The 18,044-nt window shown below is 36.6% G+C and carries 17 protein-coding genes; 7 read left to right on the top strand and 10 right to left on the bottom strand.

Annotated features, from left to right (window positions below; genetic code table 11):
- Positions 1-563: 563 nt before the first annotated feature.
- Positions 564-935, bottom strand: coding sequence for a hypothetical protein (locus QF042_RS25820; RefSeq protein ID WP_307533036.1), 372 nt, complete (start codon positions 933-935; stop codon positions 564-566).
- A gap of 289 nt (positions 936-1,224) precedes the next feature.
- Between QF042_RS25820 and QF042_RS25815 the strand changes: the two genes are divergently transcribed.
- On the top strand, positions 1,225-1,455 hold the full coding sequence (locus tag QF042_RS25815) for a response regulator transcription factor (protein ID WP_307533034.1): 231 nt from the start codon (positions 1,225-1,227) through the stop codon (positions 1,453-1,455).
- A gap of 147 nt (positions 1,456-1,602) precedes the next feature.
- Here QF042_RS25815 and QF042_RS25810 read toward each other — a convergent pair whose 3' ends face one another.
- The 3 genes from QF042_RS25810 to QF042_RS25800 are packed head-to-tail and all read right to left on the bottom strand — an operon-like array spanning position 1,603 to position 3,486.
- Complete coding sequence (locus QF042_RS25810) at positions 1,603-2,400, bottom strand: ABC transporter permease (protein WP_307533032.1); 798 nt, start codon at positions 2,398-2,400, stop codon at positions 1,603-1,605.
- Between the two features lies 1 nt (position 2,401).
- Positions 2,402-3,310 carry an ABC transporter ATP-binding protein gene (locus tag QF042_RS25805; RefSeq protein WP_307533030.1) on the bottom strand — a complete coding sequence of 303 codons (909 nt, stop codon included), beginning with the start codon at positions 3,308-3,310 and terminating at the stop codon, positions 2,402-2,404.
- Positions 3,311-3,315: 5 nt separating this feature from the next.
- The gene (locus QF042_RS25800; RefSeq protein ID WP_307533028.1) at positions 3,316-3,486 is read right to left on the bottom strand and encodes a hypothetical protein; all 171 of its coding nucleotides are present in this window, start codon (positions 3,484-3,486) and stop codon (positions 3,316-3,318) included.
- Positions 3,487-3,834: 348 nt separating this feature from the next.
- Between QF042_RS25800 and QF042_RS25795 the strand changes: the two genes are divergently transcribed.
- Positions 3,835-4,869: a sensor histidine kinase gene (locus tag QF042_RS25795; protein ID WP_307533026.1), complete on the top strand. Its 1,035-nt coding sequence runs from the start codon at positions 3,835-3,837 to the stop codon at positions 4,867-4,869.
- A 56-nt stretch (positions 4,870-4,925) separates the two neighbouring features.
- Positions 4,926-5,675 carry a LytTR family DNA-binding domain-containing protein gene (locus QF042_RS25790; RefSeq protein WP_131534258.1) on the top strand — a complete coding sequence of 250 codons (750 nt, stop codon included), beginning with the start codon at positions 4,926-4,928 and terminating at the stop codon, positions 5,673-5,675.
- Positions 5,676-5,900: 225 nt separating this feature from the next.
- On the opposite strand, the gene QF042_RS25785 is transcribed toward QF042_RS25790, so the two are convergent.
- From QF042_RS25785 to QF042_RS25770, 4 genes are all read right to left on the bottom strand, one after another.
- Complete coding sequence (locus QF042_RS25785) at positions 5,901-6,656, bottom strand: 1-acyl-sn-glycerol-3-phosphate acyltransferase (protein ID WP_307533022.1); 756 nt, start codon at positions 6,654-6,656, stop codon at positions 5,901-5,903.
- A 36-nt stretch (positions 6,657-6,692) separates the two neighbouring features.
- Positions 6,693-7,154, bottom strand: coding sequence for an IS200/IS605 family transposase (tnpA, locus tag QF042_RS25780; protein ID WP_307533020.1), 462 nt, complete (start codon positions 7,152-7,154; stop codon positions 6,693-6,695).
- Between the two features lie 1,371 nt (positions 7,155-8,525).
- Positions 8,526-9,080, bottom strand: a complete 555-nt coding sequence (locus QF042_RS25775; protein ID WP_307533018.1) for an NUDIX hydrolase — start codon at positions 9,078-9,080, stop codon at positions 8,526-8,528.
- 107 nt (positions 9,081-9,187) lie between these two features.
- Positions 9,188-11,674: a TonB-dependent receptor domain-containing protein gene (locus tag QF042_RS25770; RefSeq protein WP_307533016.1), complete on the bottom strand. Its 2,487-nt coding sequence runs from the start codon at positions 11,672-11,674 to the stop codon at positions 9,188-9,190.
- A 217-nt stretch (positions 11,675-11,891) separates the two neighbouring features.
- Here QF042_RS25770 and QF042_RS25765 point away from each other — a divergent pair, with 217 nt between their 5' ends.
- Together QF042_RS25765 and QF042_RS25760 are read left to right on the top strand one after the other, a co-directional pair.
- Positions 11,892-12,818: an NAD(P)-dependent oxidoreductase gene (locus QF042_RS25765; protein ID WP_307533014.1), complete on the top strand. Its 927-nt coding sequence runs from the start codon at positions 11,892-11,894 to the stop codon at positions 12,816-12,818.
- A gap of 428 nt (positions 12,819-13,246) precedes the next feature.
- Positions 13,247-13,714 carry an OsmC family protein gene (locus QF042_RS25760; RefSeq protein ID WP_307533012.1) on the top strand — a complete coding sequence of 156 codons (468 nt, stop codon included), beginning with the start codon at positions 13,247-13,249 and terminating at the stop codon, positions 13,712-13,714.
- 73 nt (positions 13,715-13,787) lie between these two features.
- Here the strand turns inward: QF042_RS25760 and QF042_RS25755 are convergent, their stop codons facing one another.
- Positions 13,788-15,668, bottom strand: coding sequence for a M1 family metallopeptidase (locus QF042_RS25755; RefSeq protein ID WP_307533010.1), 1,881 nt, complete (start codon positions 15,666-15,668; stop codon positions 13,788-13,790).
- Between the two features lie 337 nt (positions 15,669-16,005).
- Between QF042_RS25755 and greA the strand changes: the two genes are divergently transcribed.
- A complete protein-coding gene (gene greA, locus QF042_RS25750) occupies positions 16,006-16,479 on the top strand; it encodes a transcription elongation factor GreA (protein WP_307533008.1) in 474 nt (157 codons plus the stop codon).
- 83 nt (positions 16,480-16,562) lie between these two features.
- A complete protein-coding gene (locus QF042_RS25745) occupies positions 16,563-16,961 on the top strand; it encodes an HIT family protein (protein ID WP_307533006.1) in 399 nt (132 codons plus the stop codon).
- A 56-nt stretch (positions 16,962-17,017) separates the two neighbouring features.
- Here QF042_RS25745 and QF042_RS25740 read toward each other — a convergent pair whose 3' ends face one another.
- Positions 17,018-17,881 (bottom strand): hypothetical protein, encoded by an 864-nt coding sequence (locus QF042_RS25740; protein ID WP_307533004.1) that lies wholly within the window; start codon positions 17,879-17,881, stop codon positions 17,018-17,020.
- Between the last annotated feature and the right edge of the window lie 163 nt (positions 17,882-18,044).

The raw sequence follows: 18,044 nt of genomic DNA, 5'->3' as shown, positions 1-18,044 counted from the left end.
TAGTGGATAAGGGCCAATTTTGATAGATTTAAATAAGCCAAAGAACAAATTACTGGTGGTACTGCCAAAATAGTAGAACAGAACAGCGGTTAGCCACCAAAATTCAGAGTGATATGTGATATCTAAAAGGTGCTCATCCCTAAGCAGTAAATAATAATAGTAAAGACAATACAGTACAAAAATAACCGACATTACACTTACAGTAATCGAATTGAAAGCAAAAACCCCATTTCTTATAAAGACAACAAAATATATGGTGTAGATAATAATGCTGCTAAATAAAAAAAGGGGCTTAGGGTTAATGTATCTTTTAAAACAATTATACAATCCGTAAGAAATAAAAGCTGCCTCAAAAAAAACAAATACATTATATACCCAAAGATTGTTTTTGTATTTAGCACCAATATACTTACCAAAATACTCTGTGCAACATACAAATACCAGGTACGCTAAGGTTATAGTCCAAAAATTTTGTTTGTCCTTGCCTAGAAAAAATATAGCAATAGTTAAACATAAAAGTTCAATTGAGGTTACAGGATCTATAATCTTGATCATTCTTTATATTATAGTCCAGTTCCATTACATACTTCAGGACACATTTCTCCTCTGTTTTCGATATCATCCAGATCATCTTTGTGTTCATCGTCATCATTGCTTATGCTTGGTAATGTAGGTACCAATAGTAAGGTGTTTCTACCTTCGTATGCTTTTGGTAAACCTTCAAGTGAGTCTGGGGTGTATTGACCAAAATAAATTCTCAATCCATCATATTTTCCTTCGCTCATAGATTTTGCAATTTCTAATACCTGTTCTGCCGGAAACCATACTGCTTTGGTGAAAGATTGTGGGAATTTTCTTGCCTCTACGGCGTAGGCATCAACCATGGCCTGCGCAACCTTCTTATCGATAGGTTCCGAGTTTAATTTTTGACTCATAAAATTTATTGTTTGATTTTCTTTAAAAATCGATAATAATAAGGGTTCCGCCAAGAAATATCGCAATTAAAATACCGTAAAAATACCCTTCTATTTAAGGCGTTTTGCACTAGCACCGAATTACGGGGTACTACTACTTTTGGTATACAATAACAGCTCAATAATTTGTGATTAGAACGTATTATGCTATTTATCCTCTGAAAACAAATATTTTGAACTTATTCGAAAATAAGTCTATTTAAGGAAAAGATTGATTATAAAAAACATTCACCACTTAATTCTTTCAAAAATGATAAACAATATCCTACTACAGGAAAATCACGGTTCGATTAGCGAAAGGGAAGTTGAAATTGTACACCTGTTATCAATGGGTTACAACAGTAAAGAAATTGGCGAAATGCTTTTCATCAGCGAACATACAGTTAATACGCACCGAAGAAATATGGTAAGAAAACTTAATCTAAAAAACTCTTATCAATTAATTGTTTGGGCGTTCAAGGAAAGAATACTATCTCTTTAGAGATTAAAATACACCATAACCTCTCATTTTAAGCAATATAGCCTGCTATTTGATACTAAAGTCGAATCAGCAGGCTTTTGTTTATGGGTATGTTTAATTCGGCTAATAACTTTTACTCTCAAATTCTGTCAGCGATTTAAGCGCCAATTACTTGATGCTCTTTTTGGTTACGATAAAATAGCCAATGATGAAAAGAATAGCAGCATAGATCAGACTTATCCATATTTCCTGCGTAAAAATCGGAAAATCCAGCGGATTACCTCCTTTTTTTACCCTCGTCATCTTTAAAGACAAAGCAGGTAATGAATAAGGGATCAGGTAAGCGTATTTCCAACCTACATTTGCCGTAATGATGCCCATTATCGTTCCAACAAAGCCAATTCCCATCGGTTTTAGGAAATCGCTCCAGAGTAAACTTAGTATAAACTGTAGCGATAAAATGCCTAGAGAAGATAAAAATAATTTAGCGTAAGAGTTGATTAGAATATTTAAAGGGTTGTATTGATTAAAATTAAACTTTGGGACTAATGCCTGTAACAAATAACCGAATGCGTAGGTAAGTGTAGCAAATAAGAATAGGCAGATCAATATTAACAATACCGCATACAGGTATTTTGCAGCATAAATCGAAAATTTATTTAAGGGCTGGGCAAATAACATTTTCCAGGTATCGTTTTTATGTTCGATATTATTGACTGAGAAAGCCATGAATATGACATAGAAGGGCATGATCAAAAATCCCATTACGCCGAGTGCTGCACCACTGTAATGTGCCCATAATATCATTGGAGGATAATGGTTGGCGATGATTTTCTCAGCGTCGGAATAAAAACCAAAGCTGATTAACCCACAAATAATAACTGGTAATAATATGGCTGCCCAGAAAGCTAAGGTTTTTCTGGATTTGTAAAATTCTGATACTAAAGAAATATAAAGAGCGTGCATGTTAGTTTGTTTTGGTTATATCCAGGAATAAATTTTCGAGATCTTTTCGTTGCTGATAAAGGCTGCTCACCGTAAAACCATTTTGGATAAGTAATGTATTGAGTTCTCCACTTTGTTGCGGTGAAGTAAAGGGTAGAGTAATTACCTTATCTGTTTTTGCCGCAACTTCATAACCCGACTTTGTTAAAAAGGAACTTGCACTTTCAATCTTGTCGACTTCGATTTCGAGCATAGGTTTGCTCAGTAAATGAAGTTCGTTAATCGTGCCCTGAAATAATAATTGACCTTTGTTTATAATGCCAACATGGGTTGCTGTTCTTTCTATTTCTGCCAATAAGTGGCTTGAAACCAATATTGTTTTTTGGTGATTTGTAGCTAAATCAATCATCAGGTTCCGGACCTCGATGATACCATTTGGATCTAAACCATTTGTAGGCTCATCCAGTAATAATAATTCTGGATCTGAAATTAGTGCCTGTGCAATGCCTAGCCTTTGTTTCATGCCTAATGAATATTTACTGGCTTTTTTATTTGCTGCTTCTGCCAAACCCACCAGCGACAGCATTTCATCAGCTTTTGTTTTTTTTATGCCTAATAAAATACAGCGGTTAATGAGGTTTTCTTTGCCTGTTAAATGACCATAAATAGCAGGTTGTTCTACTAAAGCGCCTATGCGCTTAAGGGTCGCTATGCGATTACTGTTTATTTCTTTACCAAATATAAAAACCTGGTCAGATGGTGACTTTAGCAGGTTCAGCAGGATTTTTATGGTGGTTGTTTTTCCAGCTCCATTGGGGCCTAAGAAACCGTATATACTGCCTTTTGGTACTTGTAAGGACAGATCTTTTACAATAACCTGGTTGCCGAAGTTAAAGTTTAAACCTATAGTTTCGATAGCGTAATTACCCATTGTTTCTATTTGAAAATAGCAGTTGCTTGTTTCACGATAGAACCAGATGTTTTTGTAGGTTTTACAACTATTTCCGCATCATTCTGATTGGTATTAACCGTAAGTGTTAAAATGATCATCATAAATACAGGTAATAATAAAAGTAAAAATGGCGATGTGTTTGCTAACTTTTTCATGATCGATAGTTTTATTTGAGAGGTTGTGAAAATACCATCAGTAATTACTGTTTGATTTTTTAAGTTGATTGCTGATGATGTTTTCATTTTGTTTTCGTTTTGATGATTCAAAGAAACTCAAGAAAAACAACCTGCTAAAATCTATTATACCAAGTGTTCAAGATTCTAGATCAACAGGCATTTTTGGCGTTTGTCGATAAAATTTGCCTATTGGGCCGTTGGTAGAAAAAAAATGCCCGTTGGTAGATTGTATAGGTAAATCGATAAAACTTTATTTATTTTGGATGCATGAAAGAATATGTGTTTGTTAAACGGATATCAACTTCATGATTATTTAATATAGATCTAATGAAACAAAGTAAGGGGCCTTTAATATTACATGCTATTTTTTGGACAATTATCTTAATGCTCATAGTTGGCGGCAACATATTCGACACTACAAAGCATACGATGAAAGACTATTTTATCAGCTACGTTGTGTATGGCGTAATAAATATTTCTATTTTCTATATTAATTATATCTTCTTAATTCCTGAGTTAATAAAAAAGAGAAAAAAATACCTCATATATGTTTTAGCATTCTTATTATTAATTGCCGTATCTGTTGTTGCTAAAACAGCTATAGCGGTATTGTATCCGGACGATGTATTAACTTCGGTTAGTGCGAAGGGAAAGCGAATGGAAATACCTGTTCATAATTTTGTGATCATGGTTACGTTCTTATCGGGTTTTTTCTTAATCTGTAGTTGCATTATTAAATTCACTATCGATTGGTTTGCAAGTGAAAGGATTCAGCGTAATTTAGAAAGTGAACGCCGCGAAATGGAACTTCAATTTTTAAAATCGCAGTTAAACCCCCATTTTCTTTTTAATTCACTTAACAATATCTATTCGCTGGCTTATCAGAAATCAGACAAAACCGCCGATGCCATTATGAAGCTTTCGGAGATTATGCGTTACATGATTTACGAGAGCAATACACCAACCGTAGCGTTAAGTAAGGAGGTAGATTATTTAACCAGTTATATTGAGCTGCAAAAAATAAGGTTTAAAGATGGCGCCTATATCGAGCTTACCTTAAACGGCGAAATTGACGATCAAAAAATTGTTCCGCTAATGTTGATTTCGTTTGTAGAAAATGCATTTAAACATGGCGTGGTAACCGATCCGGCCGAACCTGTAAAAATTAATATCATTGCCAACCAGAAAATTTTGCATTTTAGTGTAGTTAATAAAAAGAACCAACAGAATAAAGATGCACAAGGAGGTGTTGGTTTAACCAATGTGGAACGACGCTTACAATTGGTTTATCCTGATAGATATAAATTAAATGTTGTAAATTCGGCTACCCATTATACCTGTGAACTGATGATTGACATATAATCCGATAACCAAACATATACCGGATATAAAATCATTAATTAAAATAATAACCTAAAATGAACTTAAACTGTATTGTTGTTGATGATGAGCCTTTAGCGCTTGATATTTTACAGGATTATATTTCGAAAGTACCTTTTTTAACCATGGTTAAAAGGTGCGAAAACCCTATTGAAGCCTTGCAGATTGTTCAGGGTGGAGGGATTGATCTTGTGTTTTTAGATATTCAAATGCCAGAGCTAACCGGAATCCAGTTTTTGAAAATTGCTGGCAATAAATGCCACTACATATTAACTACCGCTTATCCACAATACGCTTTAGAAAGTTACGACCTGAATGTTTCGGATTACCTATTAAAGCCAATTGCATTCGACCGTTTTTATAAAGCGGTAGAAAAAGTACATAATCAGGTAAAACCAGTCGAAGCTCCTGCAAGTGTAGCACAACCTATCGTTACACCTGCGCCATTTTCTGGCTCGTCAAATCCGGTTCAGGATTATATTTTTGTAAAAACTGAGCATAAGATTCAAAAAATCTATTTGCACAATATTTTATTCATTGAAGGTTTAAAAGATTACATTTCTATTTTTACGAAAGATGAGCGTGTAATTACGCTGCAAAGCATGAAGAAGATGGAAGAAGCTTTACCCCAAAGTCAGTTTATCAGGGTACACAAATCTTATATTGTGGCTGTTGATAAAATTGAAAGTATCGAACGTAGCCGCATTACCATTAACCAAAAAATCATCCCGGTTGGCGATACTTACCGTGATGAGTTTTTCAGGGTAATTGGAAATAAGAACATTTAGGGAAATATGTGAGATGTAAGACGGGAAAGGCATGGTCTCCAAGTATCGTCATTTCGACCGTAGTGGAGAAATCTTAAATCATCTCAATAATTTGCGTTCAAAGATCTCTCCACTCCGTTGCACTCCAGTCGAGATGACGACCTTTCTATAGGGATCTGTCAATGGTAGCGGAGTCGAAGGATCTTTAAAGAGGGGGTTGAATAATGTTGTACAGCTTAATGGAGACTACACAGCAGCCTGCGCCGTTGGTTGACCTAAAACTTTCCGGATTTCGTCTTCTACTTCTAGCGTGATATCATTCGGCGTTTTTATACCCGGTTCTATAGGTTTTAAAACGGTCCATTTTAGGGCATTACCGGTTGTTAATGGAAACATACCAAAGCGAACAATTTTCCATGAATTTTCTATGGCCACCGGAACTACCAAAGCATTAGGTACTACTTTTAGTATGGTAGCAATACCTCCAAACTGGAATGTTTTCAACTGACCATCTTTCGCCCGGGTTCCTTCTGGGAAAATTACAGTACTCCAATTATTCTCTTTCATTCTACGGCCAAGTTTGATGATTTCGGAAATGGCCTGCTTGTTGTCTTTCCTGTTGATGTTTGCCCCACCACCTAAGCGTAAGTTAATGGATATGGACGGAATGCCTTTGGTAAGCTCAATTTTGGAGATAAATTTTGCACTGTGTTTTCTTAAGAACCAAATTAATGAGGGGATATCGTACATACTTTGATGGTTCGCTGCAAAAATAATAGGTCTATCTGTCGGTAAATCGTATTCATTCTTAAAGCTGATCGAATTGAATAAAAAGATCTGGCAATAGGTTAGGAAAAAATTAAGGATATCTACCGAAACTTTATGCGCTTTATAGCCAAAAAGCTTAAAGCAAACCCATTGGATAGGATGAAAGATGCAAAGTGTTAATCCAAAGAAAATATAAAAAATGGGTGTTAAAATGTATCCGAAAAGCTTGCTCATCTGGGTGATTTAATAGGTAGCAAAGATAATAATAAATTACTCTGGTTCTTTGAAGATGTACTTTTCTTCGTATTCAATCTCAAACGTTTTTAAGAAACTGGCGTACTCCTGTAAAAAGCTCTCCTTTTTATGGTGCTGTTCCTGGTTTTTAATGTATTGAATGACCTGTTGAACATGGCTTTTCGAATATGAAAATGCACCATAACCTTCTTGCCAGGCAAATTTTGTTTTACACAATCGCTGATCATTAATCCATTTAGAACTTTCTGTCTTTACATTCTGGATCAGGCTAGAAATAGACTGATGTGGCCGCATACCAATAAAAATGTGAATGTGATCGGGCATACAATTAATCTGTATCATTTTATGGTTATTTGCCTGAAATATTCCTGTGAGATATTTTAATAGCCTTTCTTTCCACTCCGGATGAATTAATGAAGCACGAAATTTAACAGCAAAAACAAACTGAATGTGTAATTGGGTATAGGTATTCGACATAGCGTTCTAAATTTAAATCAAAATCAAACGTTCCTACGGAACGAAAATTGCCATCTGCAATTTCTACCGAGGAAATGTCCATACTGGACATTAATAATTTTTAGGATGATTTAATATTTAGGGATTGCATTAGCAATTTAAAACAAATAGCTCTATTGAACAAGTGCTGATGCAATATTTTTTTGGTATTAGGTTGATTTTATAACAACTCACAATTAAAAGAACTAATAAGCCGATATTTCTCTGACATCAATAATTTTAGGATGATTTAAACATTTAGGGATTGCATTAGCAATTTAAAACAAATGACTCTATAGAACAAGTGCTGATGCAATGTTTTTTAGGTATTAGGTGAATTTTATAATAACCCGCTTTTAAAAGAACCAATAAGCCGATGTCTCCCTGGGACATCAATAATTTTTAGGATGATTTAACATTTAGGGATTGTACTAGCAATTTAACAAATGGTCCTATCGAACAAGTACTGATACAATATTTTTAGGTATTAAGTGAATTTTATAACAACCCGCGGTTAAAAGAACTGATAAGCGATATTCATCTGGGACATCAATAATTTTTGCGATGATTTAACATTTAGGGATTGCACTAGCAATTTAAAACAAATAGCTCTATTGAACAAGTGCTGATGCAATATTTTTTTGGTATTAGGTAAATTTTATAACAACCCACTATTAAAAGAACTAATAAGCCGATATTCCTCTGACATCAATAATTTTAGGATGATTTAATATTTAGGGATTGCATTAGCAATTTAAAACAAATAGCTCTATTGAACAAGTGCTGATGCAATATTTTTTTGGTATTAGGTAAATTTTATAACAACCCACTATTAAAAGAACTAATAAGCCGATACTCCTCTGGGACATCAATAATTTTTAGGGTGATTTAACATTTAGGGATTGCACTAGCAATTTAAAACAAATGGCTCTATCGAACAAGTGCTGATGCAATGTTTTTAGGCATTAGGTTAATTTTATAACAGCTCACAATTAAAAGAACTAATAAGCCGATACTCCTCTGGGACATCAATAATTTTTAGGGTGATTTAACATTTAGGGATTGCACTAGCAATTTAAAACAAATGGCTCTATCGAACAAGCGCTGATACAATACTTTTTGGTATTAGGTTAATTTTATAACAGCTCACAATTAAAAGAACTAATAAGCCGATATTCTCTGGGGACATCAATAATTTTTGGGATGATTTAATATTCAGGGATTGTTTCAACAATTTAATACAAATAATTTTAATATTTAATCATGCAATGTCCCATCGGGACATGTGCCCGGTAGAAAAAAATATATAATATTTTTTTATGTTCCGTTAGGAACATTTGGTGATTACCACGGTTACAATTCACCATTTAGCATCATTAATTTAGCTTTTAAGATTGCAGCTACGCTCATCGAATCAGTAATCTCTCCGTTCATAACCATTTGATAGGCTTCATCGAAAGGTAATTTTTTGATCACAAGTTCTTCGGTTTCTTCGGGCATGGCGATACCTTGTATCAAATCGGTAGCAATATAGATGATACTCAACTCGTCGCTTACGGAATTAGAAAGATGCATCCTTTGGATCTCTTTCCAGTTTCTGGCGCTCATGCCCGTTTCTTCTAACAATTCCCTTCGGGCACTTTCTAATGGTGCTTCGTGAAATGGCCCACCGCCTTCTGGAATTTCCCAGCTGTAAGCGTTAATTGGATACCGGTATTGACCAACCAACCAGGTATTGTAATCTTCATCTAAAGGGAGGATTCCGATGGCGAGATTTTTAAAATGAACAGTGCCGTAAATCCCTTGTCCACCAGAGGGATTAATGACCTGGTGTTCGGTTAAACGAATCCAGTTGTTGTCGTATTTTACATCACTCTCTAAGGTTTTCCAGGGGTTGATCTCTTCCATGCTGCAAGATAACAACTTGTTATAGTTTTTAAGAAGAAAGGAATTTTATCGAAGAAATTTAGTGCAAAAAAAAGTGCTTAGATTTTTCTAAGCACCCTTGGTTAAAATTAGAATGATCCTTCATCAGGACGATTGTCCTGCTCTTCTTTCTTCTTTTTATTCGTACCGGTAAATGTAGTTTTTCCAAAGCGGTAAGAGAAAGTTAAATTTCCCATTGTTCCCTGAAACTGGCGTTCAAAATCAACTATTGTGGCTCTATCTTCAGTGGTCATGCTCCATCTTCTGGTATTAAAGACATCTCTAACATTGAAACTTAAAGATGCTTTCTTGTTCGGGAAATCGTATTTGGCTCCACCGTCAACCCCATACATAGCATTACGTTTTCCCTGTGCCATCACTTCTGGCGCCCTATAATCGCCACGCACCTGCAACGATAAATTTTTAACTACTGTTAAATTTCCGGTAAGGTTGGCGTTCCAGCTAAAGCCACTGCTTGATGGAATGTCAAATCGTGCATCACCAGCAAACTTAGCCTGATATAAGTTTACGTTAGTGGTGAAGTTTAGGGCTTTAATCAGATCAAAACGGCCAATTAATTCTAAACCGCTATTAATTTGATTCGTTAAATTTTGAGGGGTTGAAGTAATAATTCCGTTAACAGGCGTACTTCTTACCCGTTGAATGACATCATTGGTTTGGCGGAAATACAAACTCGATGTTAAGGTTACTTTTTTCCAGTATTTACTATAGCCCAATTCAAAAGAGTGTACATCCTCGGGTAATAAATTTGGGTTACCACCTCTATAGTTTAAAGGATCCGAAACATCTAAAAACGGGTTGGTATCCCAGGGGCGGGGGCGGTTTACGCGACGGGTATAACTCAATTGAAGCTGATTATCACCCTTTAGTTTTTGTGTTAAGAAAACACTTGGATATATTCTTTTGTAGTGGATATTCCCTTCTGCAGTAGTTAATACATTGTTTGTATAGCCTTCTAAATGGGTATCTAAACGTGCATCTTCTCCTCTTAATCCAATTTGGTAACCAAAATCTTTAATCTGATTCTGGTAATTGAAATAAAGTGCGTGTACCTGATCCTTACTATCGAAACCGTTAATTAACTTATTATTACTGATATAAGTATTCGTATTTGTAGGAATCGAATCTGCATATTGATCGTTGTTTCCTAAGCGAATCTGGCTACGGTAACCAACTTCAATTTTACCCGCTTTACCAACAGGTAATGCATAATCAGTCTGGATGTTGTAATTGGTGTTATTGCCCGTATTAAAAACTCGCTGTAAACTTAAGGTTTCATCAATCGGCACACCGTTCCGGTTTGTGGTATTGGTGCTGTAAGTCTGGTCGTTGTTGTTTGTACCGTACGAGTATCCAAAGTTGAAGGTTAACTCTTCTTTTGGTTTTTTAAACTTCTGCACATAATCTAAATTCAGGTCATAGCTTTTTCCATAACCATCATTATTATTGGTTCTGTTGCTCAATAAAACTGGTGACTGGTTTGAACTTAATTGTCTGATATCCAGCAGCTCGTTTCGCTCATTTTCTCTTGAGTTAAAACCACCCGACAAGCTGATTACGCTTTTTGGTGCCAAATAATAATCTAAACCAGCTTTAGCATTGTGTCCCTTGTCTAAAGAGGTTGAAACCGTATTTTGATTTGCGAAAGCTGTTGAGCTGCTTGGTATTTTGTAGGTAATGTCCTGAAAACCACCTCCCAAACGGTTACCGTAACGATAGCCATAGTTTCCATAAATATTTACCTTGCTGTTCTGGAAGCTTAAGTTGGTGTTGGCATTATAGTTATCTCGGTTACCTGCAGTTAGTGCAACAGAACCGTTAAAACCAAGTTTTGTATTTTTCTTAAGTACAATGTTAATAATCCCCGATTGACCTTCTGCATCGTATTTTGCAGATGGATTGGTAATTACCTCAACACTTTCGATAGAGCTGGCTGGGATTGATTGAAGAATCTGGGCTACATTACCGCCAGCAATTAAAGATGGCTTTCCATCAATTAATACTTTAACACCTGTTGAGCCACGTAAACTCACATTGCCATCCATATCGGTAGAGACCGATGGTACATTCTGCAATAAATCGCCTGCTGAGCCACCTTCGCTAATTACGCTCTGATCTACAGCGAAAATCTTTTTATCGATACCCATTTGCATGCCTTGTTTTTGGCCCGTTACAGTAATTTCGCTCAGCACATTGCCTTTTGCAGGGTTCATTTTAATCTCGCCAAAGTTTAACGTGCCAGTGGCAGCGGTAATGGCTACGTTATCTCTAACCATGGTTTGGTAACCCACAAAACTTATTTTAAAGGTAAAAGTTCCGGCAGGAATATCAGTCATTACAAAAGCACCGTTTACATCGGTTTGCACAATTTTCGCATTTTTGGCCGTAGCCTTATCAATTAAAATCGCTGTAGCAAATGGAATGGTTTCTTGTGTTTTTGCATCTTTAAGTATTCCGGTAATTTTTGCTTTTCCGCTTGTTTGTGCGAAAAGACTAAATGATAAGCTTAAAAGTAAAAGGGTGATCTGTATTGTTCTCGATTGTAAAAGTCTCATTAAAAAATAAAATTTCGTGTGTTTTTATAAAGGGAGACAAAGTAACGTCAACTAAGTTTAATTAAGGAGCCGTAACTATTTTATTACAGCCATTTTATAGTAATATTTTTGTGGGTAATCTGCAGTTCACAGTTAATAATTGGCAGTTGTCGGTTTTACCAAAACTATAAACGAATATTACAATCGAACAATTTGCAAAATGTTACTTTTGTTCATTATGAATAAGATATTAATTGTTGATGATTTACACCCTGCGTTTAAAGAGCAGGCTATTGCCATGGGCTACGAGGTTGATGATGAACCACAGATTACCCGTCAACAAACACTAGATAAAATAAAAGATTATACAGGCATAGCTGTTCGGACGAAATTTAGGATCGATGCCGAGATCTTTGCTGCTGCCCCAAATTTAAAATTTGTAGCCAGGGCAGGGGCAGGGTTAGATAATATTGATGATAAGATCGCTTTTGAAAGAAATATCGAATTGATTAATGCTCCCGAAGGGAATTGTGATGCCGTTGGTGAGCATGCTACGGGTTTGCTGTTATCATTGATGAACAATTTCCGAAGGGCCGATATGGAAATCAGGAATGGCGTGTGGGATAGGGAAGGTAACCGTGGTTACGAATTAAAAGGCAAGAAGGTAGGGATTATTGGCTATGGTTTTATGGGACAAAGCTTTGCAAAGAAACTGGCGGGTTTCGAAGTTGATGTAATGGCTTATGATAAATACAAAACCGGTTTTTCGGATGCTTTTGCCCGCGAGGTAAGCATGGAAGAAATTGTGAAGCACAGCGATGTGCTGAGTCTTCATATTCCCTTAACGGCTGAAACCAGACAAATGATTGATGATGAGTATTTCTATCATTTTAAAAAGCCAATTTTCTTTATCAATACGGCCAGGGGCGAAATTGTAAATACAACAGCAGTGTTGAATGCCATTAAAACAGGAAAGATTTTAGGTGCAGGACTGGATGTGCTGCAAACAGAAAAATTCCCGGCTCTGGGTGAGCAGACTTGGTACAGTGAACTTAAAAGTAACGGCAGAGTGATTTTAACCCCTCACGTGGGTGGCTGGACATTTGATTCGTACCGTAAAATTTCGGAGGTTTTGGCCGAGAAGTTAAGCGCGCTCAGTTTCTAGGAAGCTATCTTTATTTTGGTTTTGGAAAGCAAAGGTACTGCCAGTAGGCAAGGTTCTGCCCTGCTTTCCATTGCAAGTCCTCGCTACGCTGTGGGCTTTTCATTTCAATCAGGTTTATGTTGTGCGGTTGCGGCCTGCAAAACCTAAAATAAACTACTGTTTCTGGCGTTTAGCCCTGGGTGAAGTGCTACTCCAATGTCATTAAGTTAAGGAGAAAACAAAAAAAGATTGTCATCCTGAACCTGTCGAAGGACAAATGTTTTTTTGTTTTCAATTACTTAAAAGGTCTTCGATAAGCTCAGACTGTCAGCAATAGGACTTAACTTAATAGCTATTTAAACTTAATGTTTTACAGTCTTAAGTCTAAAAAAGGTATAAATCTCAGTTTTATTTGCTTAAATTGGCTATACAATCTAACCAATTTTATCATGCCGAAAGATCACTTATATTCAACTACAGTTACCTGGACGGGCAATAAAGGCTCGGGTACAATGGATTACCGTTCGTACGATCGCGATTATGTAATTTCAGTAAAAGGCAAAGCCGATATTTCCGGATCGTCTGATTCTGCTTTTCTGGGCGATAAATCTAAATATAATCCCGAAGACCTGTTGTTGGCCTCTATATCCAGTTGCCATATGCTCTGGTATTTACATTTATGCTCTAAAAACGAAATTGTAGTAATTGATTATAAGGATGAGGCTGTAGGTACCATGGAAGAATCGGCCGATGGTAGTGGTAGGTTTAAAGAAGTTACCCTACACCCGCAGGTTTTAATTGCCGATAAAGCACATTACGAACTGGCAGCATCGCTGCATCACGAAGCCAATAAAATGTGTTTTATTGCTAACTCGTTAAATTTTCCGGTTAAACACGAGCCGGTTCTCAGTTATTAGTTTGCAGTTCTCAGTCAACAGTTTTCAGTTGGCAGTTTGATATAGTTGCCAACTGAAAATTGCGAACTGTCAACTATTTAGCTGACCAAACATTATCCCCTGGCGTAGCATCTACATAAATTCCATTCTCTAAACCAATTGATTTTATTTTTTTAGTTGTATTAACGGTTATATTCGCCTCTTTCTGGTTTGCTTTCCAAATCGCTGGCGTTTTATGAATGGTTTCAGTTTTTCCATCGGTATAAGTAACCACAACATCGAATGGAATGGCAAAACCACCTACATTTTTAATGGTGACAGCAGATTTTCCTTTTGCAGAAGTTACTTTAGCAATAGCTAGATCAAGGTAATTGTTGGTAAAGAACCAATTTTGGAAAAACCAGTTTAAATTCTGTCCAGAACCTGCATTCATTGAGTTAAAATAATCCCATGGAATAGGGTGTTTGCCATTCCAGTTGCTCATATAGGTATGAAGTGCTTTTTTGAATAAGTCATCTCCTAACAGATCTTTAAGTGCCAAATAAGATAATGAAGCTTTCCCGTAAGAGTTATTGCCATAGCCTGAACCCGAAACCTGGTCAGACATCGAAATTACAGGTTGATCTTCTTCTGCAGATTTATCGTTAATGTATTTATTTACCCTGAAGTTTTTGTAAAAGCTGTCTGCAGCTTCTTTACCATGTTCTGCAATACCGATTAAATATTCGAATGTTGTGGCCCATCCTTCGTCCATATAGGCGTAACGGGTTTCGTTAATGCCCATGTAGAAAGGAAAGTAAGTATGCGCCACTTCATGGTCTTGAACCAGTTGTGCAAATACAGGATCACCAAATTGCGAATCGTTCACCATCATCGGATACTCCATATCGGCAAAGCCTTGAAAAGCAATGGTTTTTACATAAGGATAGGGAATTCCCGGCCAATTGTTCGAGAACCAATCTAAGGCATTAAGGTTGTACTTAACCGAGTTGATAAAATCTGTTCCCGTAGTTGGGTTGTAAGCAGCCTGAGCGCTTGCGCGGCGGTTGGTCTTTTTATCTACAATTACACTTGCACCATCCCAAACATAGTGGTTGCTCAGGGCAAAAGTAACATCGGTAATGTGGTTTACGGCAAATTTCCAGGTGTTCCAGTCTTTTTGCTGGGTTACTTTACCATCTTTCATTTCCTGACCGGTAGCAATATGGATTACTTCATCACCATTATACGATTTTTTTAAACGAGCCGCAATTTCAGGCTGTAATACTTCATCCGGATTCAGGAAATCGCCGGTTGCATAAACCACATAATTTTTAGGGGCTTTAATAGCAAATTCGTAATCGTTAAAGTCGTTATAAAACTCAGCCCTATCGGTGTGTGGAATACGGTCCCAGCCATTATAATCATCATATACCGATATGCGCGGATAGCTATAAGCCACAAAGAAAGAGTTTGGATCAATCTGCCCCTCGCGACCACTTTCTTTTGATAATGGGTAATCCCACGCTATTTTAACCGTAATTTTCGATTTTGGCAACAATGGTTTGTTCAGCTTAACGTTTCCTACTGTTCCCCAAGCTTTACTATCAACCTGATAAGTTTCGCCATCAACGGAAAAGGAGATGATGTTTAAACCCGTACTTAAAAAATCTTCACTTACTGCACCACCTCTAGGGGAAGTTGGTTTATGTAAATTGTTTACAAAACGGATAGCAAGCGTTTTTAAAGTATCAGGACTGTTGTTGCTGTATAAAATTTCTTCTTTGCCGCTAACCACTTTGGTTTCGGCATCTACCTTAATATCCATGTTGTATTTACCATGGTTTTGCCAATAATTTGGGCCAGGTTTTCCATTCATAGCACGTGTGCCCTTAGCAAATGCTGCTTTAATATTTCGGGGCATATAAAGTTCCTGGGCAGAAACAGTATAACCACTCAAACAAACGAGCAGGGCAATAGAGAATAACTTTTTCATTTTTACGAATAATTTTAGCTAAAAGTAAAACTAATGATTGAATTAGAAAATGATTGAATGAGAGAATGATAGATTTTTGAATGCGTTAGAATTGAATGTTGTATTTTTAATGTTAAATATGAGAATTTTTAGGGTGGGTATGGATGTACCTGTTTTCATTCTTCCTATTTAGTGAATATTAAACCCTATTAATCCTTAAATCATAAAAATCATGCGTATTTATTTGCTTTTGTAATTTTCACATTTTATCTTCGTTATAATTGAAGCAAGACTATGTAGCAAACCAACTATATAGTCTTGTTTGTTTTTTATAGCGTTTGAATAAATTAATAGAGCAATGACAGAGGTAACATACTACACCCAAGAGGGGTTAGATAAATTAAAAGAGGAAGTTCATTATTTAACAACCACCGGTCGTCAGCTAATATCTAAAGCAATTGCAGAAGCGAGGGATAAAGGTGATTTATCGGAGAATGCAGAATACGATGCTGCTAAAGAGGCGCAAGGTTTGCATGAGGCAAAAATTTCAAAATTAAAGAATACGTTGGCTAACGCACGTTTAATTGATGAGTCTAAACTAGATTTATCGAAAGTACTCGCCTTATCGATTGTTAAAATAAAAAATGTTAAAAACGGTGCTATCATGACTTACCAGTTGGTAGCCGAAACAGAAGCCGATTTAAAAACAGGAAAAATTTCTGTTAAATCGCCAATTGCACAGGGTTTGCTGGGTAAATCGGTAGGCGAATTTGCTGAAATTGAAGTGCCGGCAGGTAAAATGCAGTTCGAAGTGCTCGAGATATCGAGATAAAGGTAGAAGGCGGAGGGTTTAAGGCTTAAGGTCTGTTCTCCGCTATAAAAACCTAAACCTTACACCTTTAACCCTACACCTTAATGACTATCTTTTCAAAAATTGTTGCAGGCGAAATCAGCGCACATGTTGTTGCTGAAACTGTAGAATATTTAGCATTTTTAGATGTTCAGCCTTTAACGGCGGGGCATGTTTTGGTGATCCCGAAAATTGAGACCGATTATATCTTCGATATGGATGAGGATCTGTACGTTGGTTTGTGGATGTTTGCTAAAATTGTAGCGAAAGGTGTAAAAATAGCTTTCCCATGCAAAAAAGTGGGCGTTTCAGTAATTGGGCTAGAAGTGCCGCATGCACATATTCATTTGATCCCGATGAATAATGTGAGCGACATGAATTTCAGTAAAGAAAAATTGAAGCCAACCGACGAAGAATTGGCAGAGGCTGCCGAAAAAATTAAGCAGGCCTTATTAGAAGTATAAAAAAGGCCGGCTGTGAAAACACAAGCCGACCATTCTACCCGCCTAACCCAAATTATTTATGGCGCTGGAGCAACTGTTGCATTTAGTTGCAATACCGGCCAGGTTAAACCTGGCCCTTTTCCGATTACTATGCCATTGTTATCGCCTCTTTTTAGATCTGATATCCAGTAGTATAATGGCCATCCCTTATAGGTTAACTGTTTTTTGTTAATTGTAGCTACTGTAATTATGCCAATATCAGTTTTAGCTATAGCCGAAGGCACGTTTAGGATTTCAGATTCGTAAACGGGCCAAATCCCTTCTTGTATTACACTTTTTGTATAAGTGTTTACACCATTTTTATCTGGTGCAAAAGCATATAAAGTACGGCCTTTATTATCGGTAAGGTAAATGGTTTTTCCATCACCAACAGCATAGGTACTGGTGTAATTGATATTGTTCCCCGTCAGTTGCGCATTAGCCAACATTAACGAATAATCAGGCTTGGCTACAAACCAGATTCCACTAACACCATCACCTTTAATTTGTCCGGCAGCGGCATCACCTGCATAATAATACAATGGATAACCACGGTAAGTGCTTTGTTTACGGCCATCAGCTCTTGTAACTTCGCCAACTTCGGCTTTGTTTAATTTAAGATCTGTGCTTGCATCAGCAGAATAATAAAGTGGCCAAATCGCTTCACATCCCCCTGTACAGGTTGGTGTACCTGCAGCATCAGATGAAAAAAAGTATAAGGTTTTGCCGTCTTTATCCGTTAATACTGATCCAAATTTTGCATCAGTTGCCAATTGGATTCCCTTATTGTTGTTGGTAACCGGCGGAGTTGTAGGTTCGTCGGAACTGTTTTTTTTACAGGCAGTAAATACCATGGCTATACACAATACAACCAATAGATTTTTTTTTAAGTAGATTAGCATACGATTTTTGTTTTTAGTTTTAACTTTAATAAAATGATATGCCGCTATTACGCCGCCAGGTTGTAAATGGTTGCTTGTAAAAACAAGATTTTTAGCCAAACCGAACAAATAACAGTTATTTTAAAAAGAATATTTTTTGAGGCAACCTTTTGTAAATCTTTAT

Source organism: Pedobacter sp. W3I1 (assembly GCF_030816015.1).
In the GTDB taxonomy this organism is placed as follows: domain Bacteria; phylum Bacteroidota; class Bacteroidia; order Sphingobacteriales; family Sphingobacteriaceae; genus Pedobacter.
Note: the sequence above shows the minus strand (reverse complement) of the source record. Positions and strands in the feature narration are given on the sequence as shown.